Origin of the sequence: Intestinibacillus sp. NTUH-41-i26 (genome assembly GCF_032769475.1) — a bacterium.
GTDB lineage: Bacteria > Bacillota > Clostridia > Oscillospirales > Butyricicoccaceae > Agathobaculum > Agathobaculum ammoniilyticum.
The window spans coordinates 1,716,950-1,737,526 of sequence record NZ_CP136477.1; the positions used below are offsets into that span (position 1 = coordinate 1,716,950).

13 protein-coding genes and 1 pseudogene are annotated in these 20,577 nt (G+C 59.4%); 2 read left to right on the forward strand and 12 right to left on the reverse strand.

The features are described 5' to 3' along the window. Nucleotides 1-44: 44 nt before the first annotated feature. Nucleotides 45-176, forward strand: a pseudogene (locus RX717_RS08770) (alpha/beta-type small acid-soluble spore protein); the annotation flags it as partial. 64 nt (nucleotides 177-240) lie between these two features. On the opposite strand, the gene ptsP reads toward RX717_RS08770, so the two are convergent. Together ptsP and RX717_RS08780 are read right to left on the reverse strand one after the other, a co-directional pair. Then, nucleotides 241-1,953, reverse strand: a complete 1,713-nt coding sequence (ptsP, locus tag RX717_RS08775; RefSeq protein WP_054325838.1) for a phosphoenolpyruvate--protein phosphotransferase — start codon at nucleotides 1,951-1,953, stop codon at nucleotides 241-243. Between the two features lie 164 nt (nucleotides 1,954-2,117). Continuing rightward, nucleotides 2,118-2,495, reverse strand: coding sequence for a hypothetical protein (locus RX717_RS08780; protein ID WP_054325837.1), 378 nt, complete (start codon nucleotides 2,493-2,495; stop codon nucleotides 2,118-2,120). Between the two features lie 323 nt (nucleotides 2,496-2,818). On the opposite strand from RX717_RS08780, the gene RX717_RS08785 reads away from it, so the two are divergent. Then, the gene (locus RX717_RS08785; RefSeq protein WP_107632081.1) at nucleotides 2,819-4,129 is read left to right on the forward strand and encodes a DUF1015 domain-containing protein; all 1,311 of its coding nucleotides are present in this window, start codon (nucleotides 2,819-2,821) and stop codon (nucleotides 4,127-4,129) included. Here RX717_RS08785 and RX717_RS08790 read toward each other — a convergent pair. The 10 genes from RX717_RS08790 to RX717_RS08835 all read right to left on the reverse strand — a co-directional run bounded on the left by RX717_RS08790 (nucleotide 4,122) and on the right by RX717_RS08835 (nucleotide 20,577). Next, nucleotides 4,122-4,706, reverse strand: a complete 585-nt coding sequence (locus tag RX717_RS08790; RefSeq protein WP_054325836.1) for a hypothetical protein — start codon at nucleotides 4,704-4,706, stop codon at nucleotides 4,122-4,124. The two genes, RX717_RS08785 and RX717_RS08790, sit on opposite strands and share 8 nt — an antisense overlap. A 75-nt stretch (nucleotides 4,707-4,781) precedes the next feature. Further along, on the reverse strand, nucleotides 4,782-5,144 hold the full coding sequence (locus RX717_RS08795; RefSeq protein ID WP_054325835.1) for a type II toxin-antitoxin system PemK/MazF family toxin: 363 nt from the start codon (nucleotides 5,142-5,144) through the stop codon (nucleotides 4,782-4,784). 151 nt (nucleotides 5,145-5,295) lie between these two features. Beyond that, the gene (gene alr / locus RX717_RS08800) at nucleotides 5,296-6,417 is read right to left on the reverse strand and encodes an alanine racemase (RefSeq protein ID WP_054325834.1); all 1,122 of its coding nucleotides are present in this window, start codon (nucleotides 6,415-6,417) and stop codon (nucleotides 5,296-5,298) included. Between the two features lie 19 nt (nucleotides 6,418-6,436). Next, nucleotides 6,437-6,847, reverse strand: coding sequence for a hypothetical protein (locus tag RX717_RS08805; protein ID WP_316960213.1), 411 nt, complete (start codon nucleotides 6,845-6,847; stop codon nucleotides 6,437-6,439). Nucleotides 6,848-7,021: 174 nt separating this feature from the next. Next, the gene (locus RX717_RS08810) at nucleotides 7,022-16,021 is read right to left on the reverse strand and encodes a peptidoglycan DD-metalloendopeptidase family protein (RefSeq protein ID WP_316960214.1); all 9,000 of its coding nucleotides are present in this window, start codon (nucleotides 16,019-16,021) and stop codon (nucleotides 7,022-7,024) included. A gap of 54 nt (nucleotides 16,022-16,075) precedes the next feature. Continuing rightward, complete coding sequence (locus RX717_RS08815; RefSeq protein WP_316960215.1) at nucleotides 16,076-17,221, reverse strand: hypothetical protein; 1,146 nt, start codon at nucleotides 17,219-17,221, stop codon at nucleotides 16,076-16,078. Beyond that, nucleotides 17,222-17,881 carry an N-acetylmuramoyl-L-alanine amidase gene (locus tag RX717_RS08820; RefSeq protein WP_316960216.1) on the reverse strand — a complete coding sequence of 220 codons (660 nt, stop codon included), beginning with the start codon at nucleotides 17,879-17,881 and terminating at the stop codon, nucleotides 17,222-17,224. Continuing rightward, nucleotides 17,868-18,356, reverse strand: coding sequence for a phage holin family protein (locus RX717_RS08825; RefSeq protein ID WP_316960217.1), 489 nt, complete (start codon nucleotides 18,354-18,356; stop codon nucleotides 17,868-17,870). Before RX717_RS08825 ends, RX717_RS08820 begins: the two co-directional genes overlap by 14 nt. Nucleotides 18,357-18,403: 47 nt before the next feature. Next, nucleotides 18,404-19,084 (reverse strand): hypothetical protein, encoded by a 681-nt coding sequence (locus RX717_RS08830; RefSeq protein ID WP_316960218.1) that lies wholly within the window; start codon nucleotides 19,082-19,084, stop codon nucleotides 18,404-18,406. Next, the gene (locus RX717_RS08835; RefSeq protein WP_316960219.1) at nucleotides 19,081-20,577 is read right to left on the reverse strand and encodes a glycine-rich domain-containing protein; all 1,497 of its coding nucleotides are present in this window, start codon (nucleotides 20,575-20,577) and stop codon (nucleotides 19,081-19,083) included. The genes RX717_RS08830 and RX717_RS08835 overlap by 4 nt, the downstream gene beginning before the upstream one ends.

Here is a 20,577-nt window from a genome sequence, read left to right on the forward strand (position 1 = left end):
ATCGCCTGCGCAAATATCCCTTTTAAGATGGTGCAGGCACACCAAGGGAGGTTGGCGTCAACCTGAAGCAGGGCTACAACGGCGACCTGACCTCCCGCCAGGCGGGCTCGATCGGCGGCCAGATGGTCAAGAAGATGATCGAATCCTACGAGCAGAATCTGGCTAACCAGGGCTAAGTCCTGAAAATAATAAGAGCGCTGTTTCCTTTGGTGAAGGAAACAGCGCTCTTTGTTTATTTTATCAAGCGCGCCACTCGGCAAACAGTTGCTCCGCTTCCGTAGCGCTCGCGGCGCACAGCAGACGCTCGGCAAATTCCTTGCATTCCGCAAAGGAATGCGCCGCAAGATCGGCTTTCGCCGCCAGCATCGCCGATGCCGACATCGAAAGGTTGGTCACGCCGAGTCCGCAGAGAACGGGCGCCATCCCCGGCGTACCGGCCATCTCGCCGCAGACACCCACCTCGATGCCGTTTTCATTTGCCGCTTTCGCAGTCATATGAATCAGCCGCAGCACGCCCGGATGCAGGGGGCGGTACAGGTAGGATATTTTTTCATTTATGCGGTCCACCGCGCAGGAATACTGGATCAGGTCGTTTGTGCCGATGGAGAAGAAATCCACTTCTTTTGCTAGCATATCCGCACAAACGGCCGCTACCGGAATTTCAACCATGATGCCGACCTTGACATTCGGATTATAGGCGACGCCCTCCGCATCCAACAGGTCCTTGGCCTGCTGGAGTACCTGCTTGGCGTTGCGTATCTCCTCAATGGAGGAGATCATAGGGAACATGATGCGCAGGTCGCCGTATTGCGCGGCGCGCAACAGTGCGCGGAGCTGGGTCACAAACAGATCGGTCTGGTTCAGGCAGATGCGAATCGCGCGGTAGCCCAAAAACGGATTCTGCTCTTTTTCCAGGTTCAGCGCGGGAACTTCCTTATCGCCGCCAATATCCAAAGTGCGGATGATGACCGGCTTGCCCGCCATCGTCTCGCAAGCCTTTTTGTAGGCTTCAAACTGCTCCTCCTCGCTCGGCAAGTCGTCGCGGTCCATAAACAGGAACTCCGAACGGAACAGGCCGACGCCCTCGCCGCCCAGCTCGGCAACGCGCACCGCATCCTCCGGTGTGCCGATATTCCCTTCCACGATCACACGGCGGCCATCGCTCGTTTCGCCCGGTCGGTTCTTAAACTGCACCAGCATTGCCCGGCGCTCATCCTCCGCCGTTTTCTTCTGTTCAAACTGGGACAGTGTTTCCGCATCGGGCGACACGACGATCTCGCCCGTCGCGCCGTCCAGCAAAAGCTCCTCTCCATCCTTTATTTCATCCGCCTTCTCGCCGGCACCGGCTACGGCAGGGATGCCCATGGAGCGCGCCATAATCGCGGAATGGCTGGTCCGTCCGCCGATACGCGTAACGAAGCCCACCACGGGCTTGGAGCCGATCTTTGCCGTATCCGACGGAGTCAGATCGTTGGCAATAATGATGCACGGCTCGGAGATCGAGTCGATCGCGTTGTCTGCGATCCCCTTCAGGTTTTTCAGGATGCGCTGGGAGATATCGCCGATATCCGCCGCGCGCGCCTGCATATATTCATCGTCCATCGCCCTGAACATGGCCTGGAAATTCTCGCAGTTGACAAAGCAGGCATATTCTGCGCAAACCATTTCATCTGCGATCAGATTGGTGATGCCTTCCACAAAATCAGGGTCGTCCAGCATGAGCAGATGCGCGTCAAAGATTTCCGCCTCGGCCGCGCCGATATTCTTCTCCGCCTCATCCCGCAGAAGCTCTATCTGCTTTTTCGCATGCTCCACGGCATCGATTACCCGTTTCTGCTCAGCGGCAGCATCCGTAATACTGTTTTTTACGACCGTTAAATCCGCCTCTTTGATCACGAGCGCTTTCGCGTGTGCAAGGCCTTCAGAGACACCAATCGCTTTGAATTTCAACATGAGCCGTTTTCCTCCTGTGGATTGTAAATCCTAACAAATATTTCAACACCATTGTACGGTATCTTGGTGCTTTCGTCAAGCAAATCCTTGTCTTTCCTCCATTTTCCGCAAGCGCGCCCCGCAGTCCGGTATCGTGGTCAAAGCGCGTCTGTCAGCGTTTATTTTCACAGCGCTTCCCCCGTAACCCCCTGTGTTTCGAGTACCTCCAGCACCCGTATCCCGTTTGCCGTCAGCGCCATGCTGCCCTTGCAGGGATATGTCTCATACCCGTCATAAGCAAAATTTTTTAAGGGGATGTCATAATCCACCCGTATCAGCCCCTTTCGCTGCAGCAATGCGATCGCCGCCGCATAGTTCCCCGCCTTGTCCCGCCCGTTTTCCAGGTAGACCGGCTCTGCCGCCCCTGCCGCGCACGCGACCGGTAGAAACGGGCTCTGCGCAAAGCAGCGCAGCAGTTCCAGTTCCTCCCGAAACAGGGATAAACCGTTTCCGCAGCCGCCGCAGCCCTGGCATCCTTTGCAGTTTCCCGTATGACAACTCATCTTTCGATCATCCTATCTTACAATCGGGGCTTCCGCCCCGTCCATTTGCATTTGCCGCAGGCCTCCCTTTTGCAGTTAGCCTTTGCTTATTTATTTTAGTTTACCACATATCCCTACCTTGTCAACAGGGTATCCGCCGTGCCGGCTGTTTGTACAGTTTATCCTGTTTTGCTTTCCAGATCCACACGGATTTATCCATTATGCGAAACCTTCTTTATCGATTTGCAAAACTCCGGAATAAATTTGCAAAAAAACGTGCTTGCGCACCGTTTTTCTGCTATACTGGAATCATTCCAACATTTTGTGAGGAGGAACGACAAAACATGGCAAACCGTTGCACCCGTATTCCCGAAATCATGCTGCCCCCAAAAGGGACCGACCTTTCCAAATGGGCGGTCATCGCCTGTGATCAATATACCTCGCAGCCCGAATATTGGGCGGAGACCGACCGCATCGTTGGAGACGCCCCCTCCACGCTGCGTCTGACCCTGCCGGAAGTCTATCTGGAAGAGGTGGACGTTGCAGCGCGCACCGAAACCATTCATAAGACTATGCGCCGCTACATTGAGGAGGGAACGCTGCAAACGCTTCCCGCCGGCATTATCCTGACCGAACGCTGGTCTGGCGGCGCCTGCCCGCGGCGCGGAATCGTGCTTGCCATGGATCTTGAGGCGTATGAATACACGCCCGGCTCTGCTTCCCTGATCCGTCCCACGGAAAAAACCGTTGTCGAGCGCATCCCGCCGCGTCTCAAGGTGCGCCAGGGAGCCTGCATGGAGCTGCCGCACATCATGATCCTGATCGACGATCCCGACCGCACGATTATCGAACCGCTCTTTGAGAAAACCGCTTCTTTTGACAGAATTTACGACACCGATCTGATGCAGAACGGCGGCCATATCACCGGCTGGTTCATTCCCAAGGGCGTGGAAACCGACACGGTCGAGGCTGGGCTTGAAGCACTCTGCGACCGAGCCGCATTCAACCAAAAGTATGGCTGCACGGACGCCCAAGCCCTCCTTCCCTATGCGGTCGGCGACGGCAACCACTCCATGGCGACCGCGAAGGCATACTGGGAGGAAACAAAAAAAAGCCTGTCCGCCGAGGAGCAGCAGAACCACCCCGCGCGTTACGCCCTGGTCGAAGTGGTCAATATCCACGACGAAAGCCTGATTATCGAACCGATCCACCGCATCCTGTTCGGTGTGGAGACTAACGAACTGTTCGGCAGTCTCACGGCATTTTACGAATCCCAAGGCTGCAAGGCCTATGTCGCCGAGCAGGCGCCGGCAGATGCCGCCGCACATTATTATCCTTTCCGCGCGGAAAACCGCTCCGGCGTATTCGTTGTCGAGAATCCCAAATGGTCCATCCCTGTCGCGACCATCCAGACCGGCCTTGACGCATATCTGGGCGCGCATCCCTCGGCCAAGATTGACTACATCCACGGCGCGGATGTTGTGGCCGCCCTCGCCGAAAAGCCCGGCAATCTTGGCTTTATCCTGCCCGATATTGCCAAAAACGATTTGTTCCGCGGCGTTATTTTCGACGGTGTGCTTCCCCGCAAAACTTTCTCCATGGGAGAGGCGCACGAAAAGCGCTACTACATGGAAGCCAAAACGATCGTCAAGTGATCTCTTCGGACGCAGCCTTTCCGGCTGCGTCCTTTTTCGTCCAGCGAAGCACCGCTTCCCCGTTTTCCACCGTGCAAAGCACGAATGCCGGCGCCAGCAGGAACGGCCGGTCCGGCGCAAAGGGACAACGCAGGCAGAGCGTCCCCTCCGCAGCCTCCGCTTTCAGCTCGCCGCGCTCCACCAGGCTATCCAACACCACATCCCCTGTCCATAACTGCCTTTCTGTCTGCCGTGCGTCCGGAGGCGGCGCCTGTTCTGAAGCGTCCTGTTGAGACACGGACTGCCGGCCGACCTCCTCTTCCTCTCCGGCAGAGAGATAAAAGTCGGATGGCTGCTGGTTCGCATACCCGGCCGTTTTCAGTGTTTCTCTGGATAAATGCCGCGTCAGCCGCAGCCGTCCTCCGACCGGTTCCGGTAGGCCGACCAGCAGCGGCCTTGCCCCATCCGCCGCTGCATAGCAGCGCAGCAGCAGGTCGCAGGGAATCGCACAGTCCAAATCAATCCGTACTCCGTAAGCGTCGGGCAGCCATTCCAGCCTGCCTACCGCACTGCCGCGGAACCGAACCTCTGCCTGCACCGCCGCTCCCCCTCCTCCCGTAAAAAAGCGCGTATCCAATAATAGGATACGCGCTTTTGCCTGCAAATATGACGTTCAGCCCTGTACAGATCCCAAGCCGAAGCTGACGGCCAGAGCCTCATCCACATGGCGCATCGCATTTTCATCGAGCGAGCCCATCTTTTCGCGCAGGCGCTTTTTATCCAGCGTCCGGATCTGTTCGGTCAGGATGATGGAATCCTTGGTCAGTCCGTAGTTGGGCGCACCAAGCGTGATGTGGGTCGGCATCTTGGCCTTGTTGACCTGCGATGTGATAGCGGCGGCAATCACCGTCGGGCTGTACCGATTGCCCACATTATTCTGGACAATAAGTACTGGACGGATGCCCCCCTGTTCGCTGCCGACCACCGGGCTGAGATCGGCATAGTAAATATCTCCCCGTTTGATGCTGGTATCCACTTTGGTTCACTCTCCGATGAAATAGATTTGCGGTTTGTCCGCAAACCTATTTTCCCCACGCCACAAGAAAATATAACAGTCGTGTAAAAAACTATGGCATAAGGTCAGGGAATTTTCCCCGATTCATCCTATGCGAACCACAGGCGGATTGTCAGCCCCTGTAAAAACGCGGTACCCGTCGGCTGATGCTGCACACCACCTCGTAGGAGATCGTGCCAGCAGCCGCCGCTGCGTTCTCCGCCGTCCAGGTATCTGCGCCCCATACGATAACCTCGTCCCCGCGCTGCACGCTTTCTCCCTCTGGGACGCATGCCATACACATATCCATGCAGATGCGTCCAAGCACGGGCGTACTCCGTCCATTGATGACCACCCGCGCCTTTCCGGAGCCGGTGCGCAGGAATCCATCCGCATAGCCGATCGAAACGACCGCAATGCGTGCCGGACCATCTGTTTCAAAGGTGCGGCCATAGCTGACCGTCGTATGCGCGGGGATATCGCGAACCTGCACCACGCGTGCCTTGACCGTCATGGCCGGCCTGAGATCGAGCACCGGCGGCACAGAGACATCCGGCCGGTATCCATACAGGATGATGCCCGCCCGCGTCATGCTGCAGTGCATCTGCTCATAACTCTGGATTGCGCCGCTGTTGGCGCAATGCCGCAGAGGCAGGTCGAGTCCGGCCTGCCGCAGGCCGTCGCACACCGCCTCAAACCGCTGATATTGGAGCGCCGTGTACGCTCTGCCTTCCGGTACGTCGGAAACCGCAAAGTGTGTAAAAATCCCCTCGGAATCCAGCCCAGCCAGATCGGAACACCACAAAATCTGCTCTATTGTCCGCTCCGTGTCCCATGCTGAAAAACCCAGGCGCGTCATGCCGGTATCCAGCTTGTAGTGTACCGCGATCCTCTCCCCCGTGCGCACGGCGGCCTCTGACAACAGGCGCGCGGTTTCGGTATCATAGACCGGCGCCGTGATATGGCAGCGGGCAATGGTATCCATATCGGCCTCATCCACATATCCCAGAATCAAAATTGGCTTGTGGATACCGTTTTCGCGCAGCTCCACCGCCTCCGGCACGGTCGCGGCGGCGAAATACGGCGCGCCGATCTCCTGTAAACGCGTCGCGATCTGCACCGCGCCATGCCCATACGCATCCGCTTTTACCACACACAGCACCGGCGATTTTGCCTGCGCACAGATTACACGGTAATTATGTTCGATCGCACCCAAGTCTACTTCCGCCCAGGTGCGGTGCTTGCTCGGTTCCATTCTTTGCTCATCCCCTAATTTATGTTTCCTGATACGACATGACCTGGATTGTCAGCACCCGTTTTCCGTCCGCATACAGCTCCGCGCAGACGAGCTGCCGTCCGTTTTCGGTCAGCCATACCTGTTTTTCTATTTTGCCATCCGTACCGTCCTCCGCATACCGGAGAACAAGCAACTCGGTCCCCGAAGCCTGTTCTGTCCATTGCTGCTCCGGCTCGCTGTTACGCAGATCGGACAGCAGGCAGAACAGCCCGTCCGCAGGCGTCAGCCCGGTGCGCTGCGGCATCGCGTCGTCCAGCACCATGCCATCGTACTGCAGAGAAAACGCCCCGTTGTCCGTTCCGGCAATGCGCCCTCCGATCCCCGCCAGGGATTCCGGCGCGGTGATCGTGAATGTGTCCGCATCTTCTTTATTATAATTATAATCCAAACCCGCCTATTTACTGGCTCTCGGAGGTATTTGTCGTATTGCCCGTCTATTTTATTTTCATTCAGGCAATCTCACTTTTAGACTTTCTGGATTATTAGCTTTGTCTATAATACAACTTTTTAACCTGAATTGCAACCGAAGAAAAGCCGCCCTCTCGGGCGGCTTTCCCTTTCCTCAAAACCCCAGTTTCTTTAATCCCTTGAACGTCGGCAAAGGTTTCAGCCCGCTGCTGCCGCTCCCCTTGGCGGCCTCCTCCGCGGCCGCCTGCGCTCTGCCGCTGGCCATCACGCCCGCGCCGTGCGAGCCGTCATCAACGTAACCGCTGGGCGCAATGCCGTAGCCCGGTATCACCGTCAGAGGGTCGATGTATTTGCCGTCCTGTGTGATGCGGATATCCAGATGCGGTCCGGTCGAAACGCCAGTCGAGCCTACCGCGCCGATCTGCTGTCCCTGCCCGATCTCGTCGCCCACGTTGATGCCGTCCGTGCTGCCCGCTTTCATGTGCATGTAGGTGGACATCCTGCCGTCCCCGTGGTCGATCTGCACAAAGTAGCCGCCGCCGCTGTCATAGCCGGTTGATACTACCTTGCCGCTCAGTATCGCCTTTACCGGCTCGCCCTCAGCCGCGCCAATATCCAGTCCCATATGCTCCGTGGAGGCCCCTGCGGTTGGCGCTTCACGCGGCCCGAAAGCGCTTGTCTGCGTGCCGTTCGCCACCGGATTGATCGCCTCCGGCACGCCGCTCTGGTATTTTGTCACTTTGGCATAGCCCCACGGGTTGTTCTTCGTGCTGTCCTTGCCGTTCGCGCTCTGCCACAGGTAGGCGCGCTGGCTGTCCGTCAGGCCGGGCAGCATCTTCACCGCGTATTCGATCTCGGTGTTCTTGTAGCTGCCGTTCCCGTCGTAATCGTTCATTTCCAGCGCCGTGCGGAACAGGATATAGGTCTCCGGCGAGATACCGGCCTCCTTCGCCATATATGCCTTTCCCATCCAGCTCCCTTCCAGGTCCTTGCCCTCGCGGACCGCCTGCTCGTATTCGTTCGCAAGGCTGCGCACCGCCGCCTTTCCGTCCGCGTTCAGCTCGCCGAAAAAGCCGTTGTCCTGCATGCGCTGCTCATACTCGGAAACATGGAACGGATTGTTCTTCATGGTTTTGCTGTACGTCTGGAACAGCACGTCGCGCTCCCCGTCGTCCAGCCCCTCATATCCGCGCAGGATCGCCGCCACATTCGCCGCATTGTCTGCGCCCGTGTTCTTATAGGCTTCTTCATAGCCGGATACGTCCGTTTTGAACCGCAAAAAGTCGCTCGCGTTCACCTTGCCCCTGGCGATCTCTTCCCAGTCTTTGCGCGTCTTGTCCTCCTCGTCTCCCATGGAGGAAATCAGCACATAGTCCGCGACCGCCTGCTTCTCGCTGTCTTTCAGCGTGCCGTCCTGCATCACCTCGTCCAGCACCATGCCGCGCGCCTCGGCCGCGCTGCGCACCCTGTCGCCGCTTTCGTCCTCCTCGCCCGTCAGCTTGCGCAGCCGGTCGTCCCATTGCACAAACTGGTCGATGTCCAGCCCGTGTTCGATTCCCTCGCGTGCCGCGTCCCGCCTGCTCTCGCTCACATACTGGCCGAGCAAAAACGCATTGCGGTCGGTGTAATCCGCCGGCAGCTCGTCCTCGCCGGAAACGATCAAGATGCGATCCACCGCCGCTTTCTGCTCCGCTGTCAGGTTCTCGTTATCGAACAGCGCAAGCCGCTGCTGCTCCTTCACGGTCTGCAGGGTATTGCCCTCTTCATCTTTGACGGTCTCATATCCGCGCAAACTCAGGATCGCGTCCATCGCCTGCCGCGCGTCCACGCCCATGCTGCCGCGCAGTTGGTCGAACGCGGCCGTCTCGTCGGCGGAAAGCCCCTTAAAGCCGTTTTCGATGTACTCCTGCGCCTCTTCACTCGACCACTTGCCGAACAGCATCGTCTTTGCGTAGTCCTGCGGTTTCTGCCCGTATGCTGGGAATTGCAGCGTCCGGTTGCCCTTATTATCATAGGTATAGCTGCCGCCCGCGTCCACTGTTGCAAAGCCCTCGATCGCGCGCCGCACCGCGCCGCCGCCAAACGGCGGCACCAGATAGGTCAGCGGCTTGCCCAGCTCCTTCATGGCCGTCTGCGCGCGCTTCTCGCCGCTCCATTCCACGCCGAAAGCGCCCGGGAACGCCGCCTTGCCAAGATTGGCAAAGTTCGGGATCGCGGAACTGACCGGCACGCGGCCGCCGTCAAACAGCACGCCGCCGATAAACGGAATCTGCCCGCCGATATCCTCCGCCAGCCCTCCAAGGCGCTCCATGGCCGTGCGTTCGTCCTCGTCGTCGTCGCCTACGCCCAGCGCATCCGCGAGCATGCCGATAGGGTCAAGCGCGCTGTCACGGCCTGTAAGCTGGCTGTACAGCAGGTTAAAGAAATACGCGCCTGTAAAAACCTTGGTGTACGCCCATGCGACCGCCGCCACGCCCTTTTCCCTCTGCGCCTTCGGCATGTCCTTGAACAGATAGGAAAGTTGGTTGTTCACCTCCACCTGGAACATCGTGAACACCTTGCGGACAGGGTTGGTCGCGTTGAACGCGGTCGGCAGCGCACCCTTGGAGCGGTCTGCCATCAGAGAGGCCGTGAAAGCGTCCGCGTCGTCCATCGCCGCCTCCATGTCCATGCCCCTGTCAATGTTCTGCGCGTACCGCGCGCGGTGGATGGTGGTCGCGGTAAAGTGGTCGATCATCTCCATCGGCGCGCCGGACAGGTCGCTCACGCGCCGCGTCAGTGTCTTGTCGATGCTCTCCGAGCCGTAGCGGTTGGTCAGGAAAGTAGAGGCATTCCTGTATCCGTCGTCCGTGACCGCCCCTTTCACCGTCTGATACATGCCGCGCACAAGGTTCGGTACGGAGACCTCGCCGCTTGCCTGCGTGATCGGGATGAAGTTGGTCAGCCAGCTTCCCGGGTTGAGCGAGATCATGTTTGCCGCCACGCGGCCCTCCATGTTCTTCGCCACCGTGTAAAACTGACGGTTGACCATGTCCTCCCAGCCGCGGTCCTCACGGCTTTTCTTGCCTGCAAGGTTGTCCGTGTACCGCCGCAGCTCGGTCACGAACCGGCCCATGCCCGTACGCTGCTGATTGCGCAGTTCGTCGATCAACTGCTGCGCGGTCGTTCGGTTGTTGTCATAAACCTCCTCGATCGCCTGCCGCTGCTGCAGCGCATCCATTTCTGTGTTGTTCCGTATCGCGTCGATCTTCGCCTGCACACCTTCGTCGGACAGCGTATACCGCACCTGATCCTCCAGCGCGCGCAGCTTCTGGATGCTCTCGGTCAGGGTAATTACGTCCACCGCGCCTTCGATGTACTGATCGAAGCCCGCTACCGCATCATAGTCCGTTATCTCGTCCTTACGCTGCAGCAGGTTGCCGAACCACTTCTTGCCCGGCCGAAAGGTTTCCGTCTGACCCGCAATATCGGTCGGAATGTTCAGGTTGGAATCTTTCCCCAGCCCCACCGCAAACCGAATCTTGCCGAGCAGCGTGTCCGGCTTGTCCTTTGTGAAATGCGGCGCATAGTTCATGCGAAAAAGTACCGGTTCCTGTCCGTTCAATAGCAGCGTTTCGTTGATACGGCTGTAAAGCTCATTGTAAATGTTTCGGAACTCCTCAGCTGCGCGGTTGATCTTCGCATCCATTTCAGGCGTGACCTTGATCTTGTTGTTCTTGATGTACTCTGCCGCCGCGCCGTCCTCGGCCTCCAGCCGCATCTGGACGAGCGCGCGCTCGTGCCTGTTCAGTTTCAGGGCTTTCACCCTGCCGCGCAGCTCGTTTTTCAGCCGGTTACCCTCGGCCACCGCCTTGTGTACCGGTGTGATGTACTCGCGGATGATCGCCTCAGCCTCGGCCTGATGCTCCTTGCCGAATATGTCGCGGATATTGCGTTCCATCGTTTCGCGCTGGTACTGCGCGCCGGTTCTTTTGTCTGTTGCATACGCGGCCAGCGCGTCCGCCGCTTTCTGCGCTTCGCTTTGCAGCGCCGCCGCCCGCTGCGCAAAATATTGCCGGATCGGCTGGTCTGCTTCGCGTACCGCGCGCAGCGTCTTGCCGTAAAGCATTGCTTTTTCAGGGTCGTCCGCGTACTCCCAGTTTACCGTATCCACGCCGGAAAGCGCCGCATTCTGCGCAAGGCGGATATCATGTTCTGTCAGTGTCAGCGCTTCGCGTGTCTGCTCCGCCTGTTTCTCTGCCGCGCGCTTATCGTTCCACGCCTGTATAAGCGTGGAAACCGCCTCTTCGCGCTCGCTCCGCGCGGCCTCCTGCGCTGCTTCCGCCTGCGCTTTCACCCGTGCTTCGTTCACCGCCTGCTCGGGCGTCCTGCCAAACTGCACCGCCGCCTCCGCAATTTCCCGCGGCGTCAGGCCAAAGGTATTTTGCCCGAATGTGTTGACACCCTGCTCCGACTGTGCTACACTGCTTTCAGTAGTGGAAGCACCGTCTACGGTCCGAAGGTTTCGACCTCCGTCAACCGTATGTAGAGGTGCTCCCGCTATTTTTTTGTGTTCGATGTTTACAATAGGGTTGACGCTTTCTCCGTTCCGGCGTATACTATTATCAATAGCAGGTGCATTACTCCTATCGGCTGGGCTTTTGCCGGAGCTGGTATATAATGCATCTGCTATTTTCTTATGCTTTATATTCACCAGATCATACAAATAAGCCCTGCCGCTTTTTGTGATTCCCACAATAACGTCCGCAGCATATCCATTCTCACCAACCCTGAAATTGACCTTCCCTCTGGCAAATTCGGCATAATGCCGATGCTTTGCAGCTTCTCCAATGTAATTTCTCGATGCAGTCAGCAGTTTATCTGCTGCATCAAAAGCGCGGATTTTATCGTCATACGCCGCCCTGTCGCGCGACCATAACCCCTGCGCTTCTTTGGACCTGCGCCATTCTCTGCCGGTTTTTGCATTTACACCGATTTTTTGTCCATTTGCGATAATCAGATTATGGAATTTGTTTTCAATAATGTCCGAAAGGATTTTAGGGATATCTTTCTCGGTCTTACCGTCCAGAATATCCGCGGTCACATCCACGAACGGATCGCCTTCAGCATCCACCTTAATGTCCATATTCTGTCCGGCGTCCTCCGCAAACACCGCGCGATCCCAACCGAGGTCGGGCAGCGCGGCGCGGCGCTCGCTTGCGGTCATGCCTTGGCGTCCCGCCGCCTCCCGCGCCTCGATTTCACCCGCCGTGTTTCTGTATAACTCCATCGGTGTGCGCGTTTCACTCTGTTCGGCCAATTCATCCTTACGCATTTCCCAATATCCCGGGTTTGCGCCGCCCGGTCTGCGGTCCCTCCTCTGGATGATGTGCTGAATTTCATGGAGCAGTGTGCTTTGCGGCCAGCTTTTCAGTTCGTTGCTGATGTGGATAGAGCCATCCCTGGTATCAAAGTATCCCATTTGCCCCGGTTGCATGTCCTCAAATACCAGCGCCACATTTTTCAGCGATGGATAGCGGCTGAACAGTTCATCATGCTTCACATAATCGCGCAGCAGATAATGGTCGCTCCAAACTGCTTCGTCAAACTCATTAGCCAGCGCTTCCATTTCGGCATCTTCCGCTGCCGTCAGCGTCTGTCCGGAAACGCTCTTATCCGTCAGCTCCTCCAGCCTGCGGAAGCGCGGGTCCTCTCGCAGCCCTTGGAAACCGTATGCATCGTAGCGCATGGCGCTGTCGTCGATCTCGCGCACCCAGTTCCCCCTCGTGTCGCGCACAAGGCCGACCTCCTGCCAGATGTCCGCGCGGCTCGCGCCTCCGCGCTCCATCTGCTCCGCTCGCATGCGGGCATTCTCGTCCCGTTCTCTTGAAAACAGATACTTCGCCCCGCCGTCCGTTTCTACCTGACCCACGGTTCGGGCGGCTTTTTCGTACATACGCTGCAAGCCCAGCAGCAGCCGCTGCTCCGCTGTCCCGCGCAGCCGCGCCACCGCGTCCGCAATCCACTGCCGGATGCGCTGGAACAGCGTGGCGTCCGTCCGGGCAAGGCGCTGTATGCTCGCCTCGTCCGTGAACAGCCGGCTTTCACAAAACGCCGCTGTCAGCTCGCGGTCTGCCGCTGCCGTATCCAATGCGACGCCGTTTCTCGCATATAGCGCGGTAATGTTGCGTCGCAGCGTATCAATGTCGCTGTTCTGCTCACTGGCAAACAGATCGAGGGCGACCCGTTGCAGCTTTGCATACTGCCCGCTGCTCTCCAGATGGTGTGTCAGCTCATGCACCAATACCTGCCGTACAGGGCTGTCTGTATAGGGATTTATAATAATCACACCGTTTTGATACATGCCGCCCGCAGGGCCGAGGTCGCGCAGCTCCATGCGTGCGCCAAACCGTTCCGCAATCGTCCGTGCGGCGTTGTATTCCGCCTTGTTTCGTTCAATCTGGCTCAGCTTGCGGCTCACATCCGCAGCGCCCTCCTGCAGCGCCTGGATTCTGTTCTCCCGCGCCGGCCCTGCCAGCAGATTTTCGGCTATGCGCAGTTGCTCGTCAATTTTGATAAGCGTCTGCGTCAGCGGCTCGGTGAATCCGTTCAGAAGCTCCTCCACGCCGCGCTCCGGCATGTGCGCATCCGCCTGCACGGAGTTGCCATTTCCGCTTTCCGATGCTATACTGTGATCAGCGGGAGCGTTGTCATCCATCGCTTCAGGCAATTGGAGCCTGATTGAAAGAAGCTGGTCGGCGCTCCCGTTATTTGCGCCCATCCCGTTGCCATCCACGCCGTTCTGTGCTATATTATTATTAAGGAGATTAAGCGACGCGTTTTCGGACGTGCTACCTGGGGCGTTATTTGGCGCATTAAGGATCGGCTGATCTCCTTTTTGCATATAAGTGCTTGTAATAAATGCAGTTTTCTGTCTTGAAACCGGTACGGCTTCTACTACGTAGTAGGAGCCGTTAATTTTTTTGACATAAACCACTGTTCGGGCATTTCGGTTTCGTCCAGGCATGTTAGGGTTTGGCTCCTTATATGCGTTTGAATATCCACCATCCAACATCTGGTCATAGTTATTTAACACATATTGGATTCGCGCAATATTATTTGCATCTGCCATACTGTGGTCTGCATTGCCATTTGCCCCATGTCTTGCAATGATATGCCGTATCATGCGCGGCTCAATTTTCGTCTGAAAGCCTGTTGCATCGATGCCTGTTATCGCATGAATATCGTGCGCTGCACGGTCGCTGACGTTCTCAAGCTGATAAGTGCCTGTTGTTTCTCCCGCTGCCGTTTGTTGCACAAATTCCAGCAGCCCCTCGTCTACCGCGTCCACATACTCGTTTATCTTCGCCATCTGCTCCGGCGTGTGCGTGGCCGGATTCGTGTCGACCGAGGTGGAGCGCCGCGCCCTGCCTGCCAGCGTTCCCGCCGTGCCGAAGAACAGGCCGGAAACCGCGCCGCCTATCGCGTTCTCCGCAAGTTCCTGAAAGGAGAACGCCGCCTTCGGGTCGCCCGCCGCGCGGTCCGCGGCGTAATTCAGCACATAGCTCGCGCCCTCCTCGGTCGCCTCAATGCCCATTTGCCGCAGCAGGTTCTTTACCAGGCCCGTCCCGCCCCGTGTCAAAAGGTCGGCCCATGCGTCCAGCGGGAACTTCTCGGTCGCGGCCTCCACCGCGCCGCTGATAAGTCCGCGCCGCAGCGCCTCGCCCGGCGAAACGTCCGCGCGCTGGTTCAGCTCATACGCCCGCTGCCCTGCCGCGCCCGCGCCCATCATCGTGGCCGCCGCTGCCGGTCCAACGACCGGTATTGCCGCGGCCCCCATCGCGGGCAGGTTCTGCGCGATGCTGATGCCCTGCCCCGCAAGGAAGCGCGGCACGGGCGCAAGCCCCGCCGTCGCGTTCTCCTGCGCCTGTCCGGCTTCGCGCAGCATGCGCTGCCCCCATGCGTCGGGGTCCACCCTGCCCGTGTCGCTTATGAGCAGCATTTTCGCGCGCAGCTCCTCCGCGCGCTGCTCCAGCGCCGCGTATTCGCTGTTCATGGTCCCGTCCGCGTTCTGCCGCGGGGTCAGCCCTATCCGCGTTTCGATCTGCCGCAGCTCGTCCTGCGCCGCCCTGTATTCCGGATTCTGCTGGTTCTCCTGCCAGTTTTCATAGTTCTGCGCAATGTTTTCGCCCAGGCTCGCAATGCCGCCCGCAAAGCCTTTCCCTGCCGCCTCCGCGCCCTGCCGGATGCGGTGCGTCCCCTCGCGCAGCGCGATGTTTTCCTCTATGTAGGCGATCTCGTCCGCGTCCGCGCCCGCCTGCCGCAGCCGTTCGGCGGCGTTCCGGTCGGTGACCAAAAAACGCGCGTTTGGCCCTGTGGTGCGTACACTGTACCGCAGCCCATAGCGGGAAAGGATGCGCGCCATCTCGTCCTGCAGGGCAAGCACCGCCGCGTCCCTGTTCTCCCTGTCCCGTTCGGTCCATGCTTCGCCGCTCCTGCGGAACAGATCCGCCAGCACGCGGTGCGCGTTCACGCCTTTTGCCTCCTCGCCCACGCCCGCCGCAAGCTCCTGTATGCCCGGGCGCAGGGAGACGCTGTCCGCACCCTGCCCCGCAAACTCACGGGAGGTCGGGTACTGGCTCGCGGTCCGCGCCCGCCGTCCGGCGTCCTGCCCGAATGCGAGCTGTGTCGGCAGCGAGTAGTTTTTTCCCGTCTGCGGGTCGTAGGTCACGCCGGTTCTGGCGTTGTACTCCAGCCCGAGCCGCCCGCGTATCGCCGCGTTCTCCTGCTCCAGCGCCCGCCTGCCCGCCGTGTCCGCGCCGTGCCAGGCAAGCATGTTCTCCTGCAGCCTGCTCCGGTCGGAGGCTCGCTGCTGCGCCGCCGCTACCGTTGGCGCGGCCGTGCGTTTTACGGTTTCGGGCAGCTTTGCCAGTGAACGAAAGCCGCTCTGCTTCTGCGCGGTCGGCGCAGCCTTTGCAGGCGCGGCCGCCGCGGCGCTCCTGCTGCTCGTGGCGGACTTTTGCGCGGGGCGGGATATCACGGTTCCCGTCGCGGCCTTTGCGGCCTCCTGCGCCGTTTTTGGGGCGCGGTAGGCCGTTCCGGCCTGCGCCGCCTGCTTCACCGCCTCCAGCGCCTTTTTCTTCTTTTCCTCAAGCTCCCATCGGCTTCTCGCCATATTCCGTCCTCCTCAAAATGACAGGGGCGGCGGTTTCCCGCCGCCCTCACGGTTTCACATACCGCCAAGCTGATAATTTGCGTATTTGTTCTGCAGCGCCTTGTAGGCGTTATCCAGCGTGTACCCCTCGTTCTGCAGCCGCAGCGCTTCGATCTGAAGCTGTGCGAGCGTCAGGCCTGTTTTGGCGCTGATCTCGTTTGCAATGCGCTGGCTTTCCGCGCTGAGCTGGTTCAGCGTGTGTTCGTCCTGCGCCGCCTGTCCCTGCATGGTCGTCTGCCCGTTGTATATGCCTGTCAGCCCCGCGTCCGTCACCGCCTGGTTATATCCGAACTCCTTGTTCCATTGATCCCATTGCGCGATGTCCTGCACATTCTGGTAGCCCTTTTCCGCAATCTGCGTCAAAATTCCGGAAAGCGCCTGCGCGGCCTGCAGGTCGCCCGAAAGCTGCGCCTGCGTGATCGCGCGTTCGATCTCCGCAATCGCCTCCGCTTCGGTCGTCGCGTTGCTGTTCAGCGCATTCTGGTAGCTGTTGCCCGCCGCGATCTGGCTGGATTCGGTCGCGCCGGTGGAAAGCAGGCCGTTTGCCGCAAGGCTTTCCGCGAGCGAGCCGTTCGGCTTGATCGTCTGCATATAAGCCTTTTCCGCAGCGGCATTATTCTTTTCGGTCAGCTTCCCAACCTCGCCCTTCTGCACGTTCAGCCCCGCTACCGCGCTGTCCACGCCCGCCTGTATCGCGGCCTGCTGCTGGTCCGCCGCCTGCTGCATATAGTCCTGATACTGGCCCAGAGCGCCCTCATATGGGTTCGGGTCTGCGATCACATACCCGCCGGACCATTTGCCTGTCGCGTCGTCATAGCTTTTGCCGAGCCTGGTGTTGTAGTCGATGGCGACATTGTGCCAGTATTCCTTGTCCTCCGGCGTCGTGGCGTTGTGCCAGTTCGCGGCGGCCTGGTCCGCGCCCGCCTGCCACGCCGCCGCGTCCTTTGAGGTGATCGTCTGCCTGCCGCTGTCGTTCAGGTAGTTCCCGTACTGGTAGCTGCCGCCCGTCGTGCTTCCCTTGCCGCCCGTGGAGGAGCTTCCCCTGTTCCCGCCCGAGCTGGAGCCTCCCGAATTATTTTTGCTGCTGTTGTTCTTTGCCGCGTTTGCCGCAGCGGATACCGCTCCGGCGATCGAGCCTACGATAATGGACCCCAGTCCCATTTACTTTTCCCCCTTTCCGACCAGCCCGCAGCGGCCGAGCATGGTAACGCCCATTTCCCTCGTCATCGGCGCGCCGGGCGCAGTCCCGTCCGTAATCCCCGCCTCGGCTGCCGCCTGCCAGGTATCCGCAGCCCAAGCGCTTGGGCTTTTGCCCTCCTGCTCCTTCTGCCAGCGCTCCATATATGCCTTAAACTGCTCATAGGTCAGCATTCCGTCGTCCTCCTCCATGTATTTCTGTGCCTCTGCCCACGGGAACCGGTCCCCCGGGCAATTCGTCGCGTTTACATCCCTGTGCCGCCGGAGCGCCAGCGCGCCGTACCGTCCCATGATGTCCCGCAGCAGCGCGCGGAGCGCGGAAAGCTGCGCCGCGGGCATGGTTTCAGTCATGTACGCGCCCTCACAGCACACGCCAATGCTCCGGTCGTTGTGGCCGGTCGCGTGCGCGCCCACCGCCCACTCCGGCCGGCCGCGGTAGATACTGCCGTCCTTGCGGATGTAGTAGTGGTACCCAATGCCCGTCCAGCCGTTGTCCAGATGCCACTGGTTGATGTCCCACACCGTCGCGCTGGATGCCTCCGCGTGGTGAAGAATAACCTCCTCCGTCCTGCCGCGCCACGCGAAATTGCCGTTTCGCGGCAGGTTGCATTCAATGATCTTCATTGTCCTTTCCCTCCCCTCTCCCGTTCAGCTCGCCGGCCGTGTCCACCGCGTCCAGTGTTTTGTCAATCATTGACGCCAGCCACGGCGGGCAGGGCGCGCCCAGCGCCACCGCGTTTTCAATAATGCTGCCCAGCTCGGTCAGGATATACCAGACCACCACCATCGGGCAAATAAATACCGTATAGGTAAACGGCAGCGTAATGCCTGGGATATTGCCGATAATCGTGCCAATCAGCAGATCGGCTGCGCCGGCCGCCAGCACCACTACGATGCTGCCCGCCTTGTGCCAGATCCCCGCGCGCGCGGCCTCGCTGGACCATTCCCCTTTCCGCATTGCCGCAGCCGATCCTGTCAGATAGTCTGCGATCATGCAGACGGCAAAAAGCACGACCAGCCAGCCGAACCATCCCCACAGCGCGGTCAGTACCGCAATGCCAGCCGCAGCCGCAGCCTTGATCTCCGTTACCTTTTCCATTTGCTTCTCCTTTCCGGCAGGCATAAAAAGCGCCGCCCTATGTCAATTTATTCCGTTTCACCGCCGTTATGGGACGTTTTTTGTACCTTTTCTATTCGTATCCATTGCCAAATTCCGCTGTCCGGCAGCCAGACGCACGGCTTCATATCTCCGCCCTCGGCCACCTGATACAATCCGCCCGCATAGCTGTAATACAGCCCCGCAAGCGCATCCATGCCGTACACGAATGGAATCGGGTCCTCCTCCGTTCCCGCGTGCGCCGTTTCGATCGGCCGGTACACAGCCAGCATCCCCTCGCTGCCGGGCGGCTGATGCGCCTGCGGCGTTACCGGCTGTACTACGCGGTAGGTTACGCCGTCGTGCCGCAACACCGTGGCCGTATCAAGCGCCGCGCCCGCCTCCAACGCTTCCTCCCATGTCCGCACCAGATCGGGCATGGCAAGCGCCTGATCGTCCGTCAGCACCGCGCACGGTGCGAGCAGCGCGCGGACAGCAGTCCGCATTTGCGGCGCAAGTATTTCCTCCTCGGAGGGTCTGGGCGGTTTCGGTTCGGCAGCAGGCGGAAAAAAAGAGCCCGTTTCCCGATCATATATCCAGTTCTGTTCCACTTCGTCCGGCGCCTCAACGCATAAGGCTGCAAACGCCGCCCCATACCAGCTTTCCACCGGAGCAGCTGCGACCGGAATAATTTCCTGCACTATTCCATTTGAAATTCTTACAATTTTCATTCTGCTCCCCCCTGCACATAAATCCTGACAGCACCGTCAGCGCCGTCAGCGCCTTTCATCGTGTAGGTATCCGAAGTACAAAGCGTCACCGCTCCGCCGCCTCCGCAGCCGTGCGCGGTTCCTTTGACTGCGGCAGCATTGGCATTGTATTTGACAACACCCGAAGAGCCCTTTGTGAAAATTGCGTCTCCGGTTTCGACGGCGCTCTGAGTTATTCCGCTTTCTTTTGTCCCGTATGCGTATGCGAATCCTCCGGCGCACAGAAGTATTTCACCGGTAAACGGGCTGATGCACTCCGCAGGCGTTGTTTTCCCAGCGATGCCGTGCCCGTTTCTGTCATTTTGTACAAGTCCACCATATGGATAAACCGTATTACTTTCTTGGTTGGAGGAAGTGAGGAAAGAGCTCCCCTGGCCGCCGTCCGCTCCATCGAAGTCGCCGCTCCCCGAGGCGCCGGTCCCGCCGCCGGCCTTCCCTCCATTTCCGCCAAAGGCCGCCAAACCATTGAATGAGGAGCTTCCCCCATTGCTTCCCGCCGCCTCTCCGTGCGCGCTTTGTTTTCCTCCGTCCCCTCCAGCTCCGACCACAATTTTGCAGGCCGTTCCAGGCGTTACAGTCAGCACCGCAAAACGCGCATGACCAGAACCGCCGCCAAGAGCAGACGCAGAGCGTACATGTGAGCTCGATGAATAGTAGCAGGCAGCACCACCTCCTCCGCCAGCACCTATGATTTCAACATAGATCATGTATTTCTTTCCGGTGCCTAACCTGTCGGGAACCGTCCATGTGTACGTTCCGGCGGACGTATATTGAGCGAGCAAAACCAGCCCCACGTTTACGGGCCTGTCCACACGATGCAGTACGTCATCCACATCAGCCTTTCTCGCCGCGTCGCCGTCATTTACCGGCGCGGGCAGATTGGTCACAGCATTGCCGTCCATATTGACCGCGCCTGTCATCGCCCCGCCTGATAGCGGCAGGAAATCCATCTCCGGCAGCTGCTCCTCCGGCACCTTGCCGTCCGACCCAAGCCCCGCCACGCCGTCCGGCTGGCCCAGCTCGTCGCGGGACAGATAATCCCCGCCGACGATCGCCGCCGCCCTGTCGGCCTCCGCTTTCGCGCGGTCGGCTTCCGCTTCGGCTGTTTCCGCGGCCTCCTGCGCCTGCGCCACCTCGGCGGCAAAGGTGTTTTGCCGCAGCGCCTCGGCCGCCTGCCGCGCCTGCTCGGCCGTAATGCGCTCCTGCTCGTTTTGCTGGCGCTGCAGCTCGTTTGCCTTCCGCTCCGCCTCGTCGCCCGCCCATTCCAGCGTGTCGTCCTCCACGTCGCCCAGCATCTCGATCGCGCCGTTCACGCTCGGCACAATGATCTCGCTTGCCAGCCGGTCGAATACGCTCTTGTTTTCGTTCGGCGTGCCGGTCAGCGTGTCCGGCGCGGCGATCACGCCCTTTTCCGCGATCTGCTCCGGCGTAATCTTAAAATCCCGAATAGCCAT

What these genes read in the sequence shown, in the direction of transcription:
- RX717_RS08785 (WP_107632081.1), top strand. Translation starts at nt 2,819, where the DNA reads ATGGCAAACCGTTGCACCCGTATTCCCGAAATCATGCTGCCCCCAAAA.
- alr (WP_054325834.1), bottom strand. Translation starts at nt 6,417, where the DNA reads ATGGAACCGAGCAAGCACCGCACCTGGGCGGAAGTAGACTTGGGTGCG.
- ptsP (WP_054325838.1), bottom strand. Translation starts at nt 1,953, where the DNA reads ATGTTGAAATTCAAAGCGATTGGTGTCTCTGAAGGCCTTGCACACGCG.
- RX717_RS08810 (WP_316960214.1), bottom strand. Translation starts at nt 16,021, where the DNA reads ATGGCGAGAAGCCGATGGGAGCTTGAGGAAAAGAAGAAAAAGGCGCTG.
- RX717_RS08815 (WP_316960215.1), bottom strand. Translation starts at nt 17,221, where the DNA reads ATGGGACTGGGGTCCATTATCGTAGGCTCGATCGCCGGAGCGGTATCC.
- RX717_RS08820 (WP_316960216.1), bottom strand. Translation starts at nt 17,881, where the DNA reads ATGAAGATCATTGAATGCAACCTGCCGCGAAACGGCAATTTCGCGTGG.
- RX717_RS08830 (WP_316960218.1), bottom strand. Translation starts at nt 19,084, where the DNA reads ATGAAAATTGTAAGAATTTCAAATGGAATAGTGCAGGAAATTATTCCG.
- RX717_RS08835 (WP_316960219.1), bottom strand. Translation starts at nt 20,577, where the DNA reads ATGGCTATTCGGGATTTTAAGATTACGCCGGAGCAGATCGCGGAAAAG.
- RX717_RS08825 (WP_316960217.1), bottom strand. Translation starts at nt 18,356, where the DNA reads ATGGAAAAGGTAACGGAGATCAAGGCTGCGGCTGCGGCTGGCATTGCG.
- RX717_RS08780 (WP_054325837.1), bottom strand. Translation starts at nt 2,495, where the DNA reads ATGAGTTGTCATACGGGAAACTGCAAAGGATGCCAGGGCTGCGGCGGC.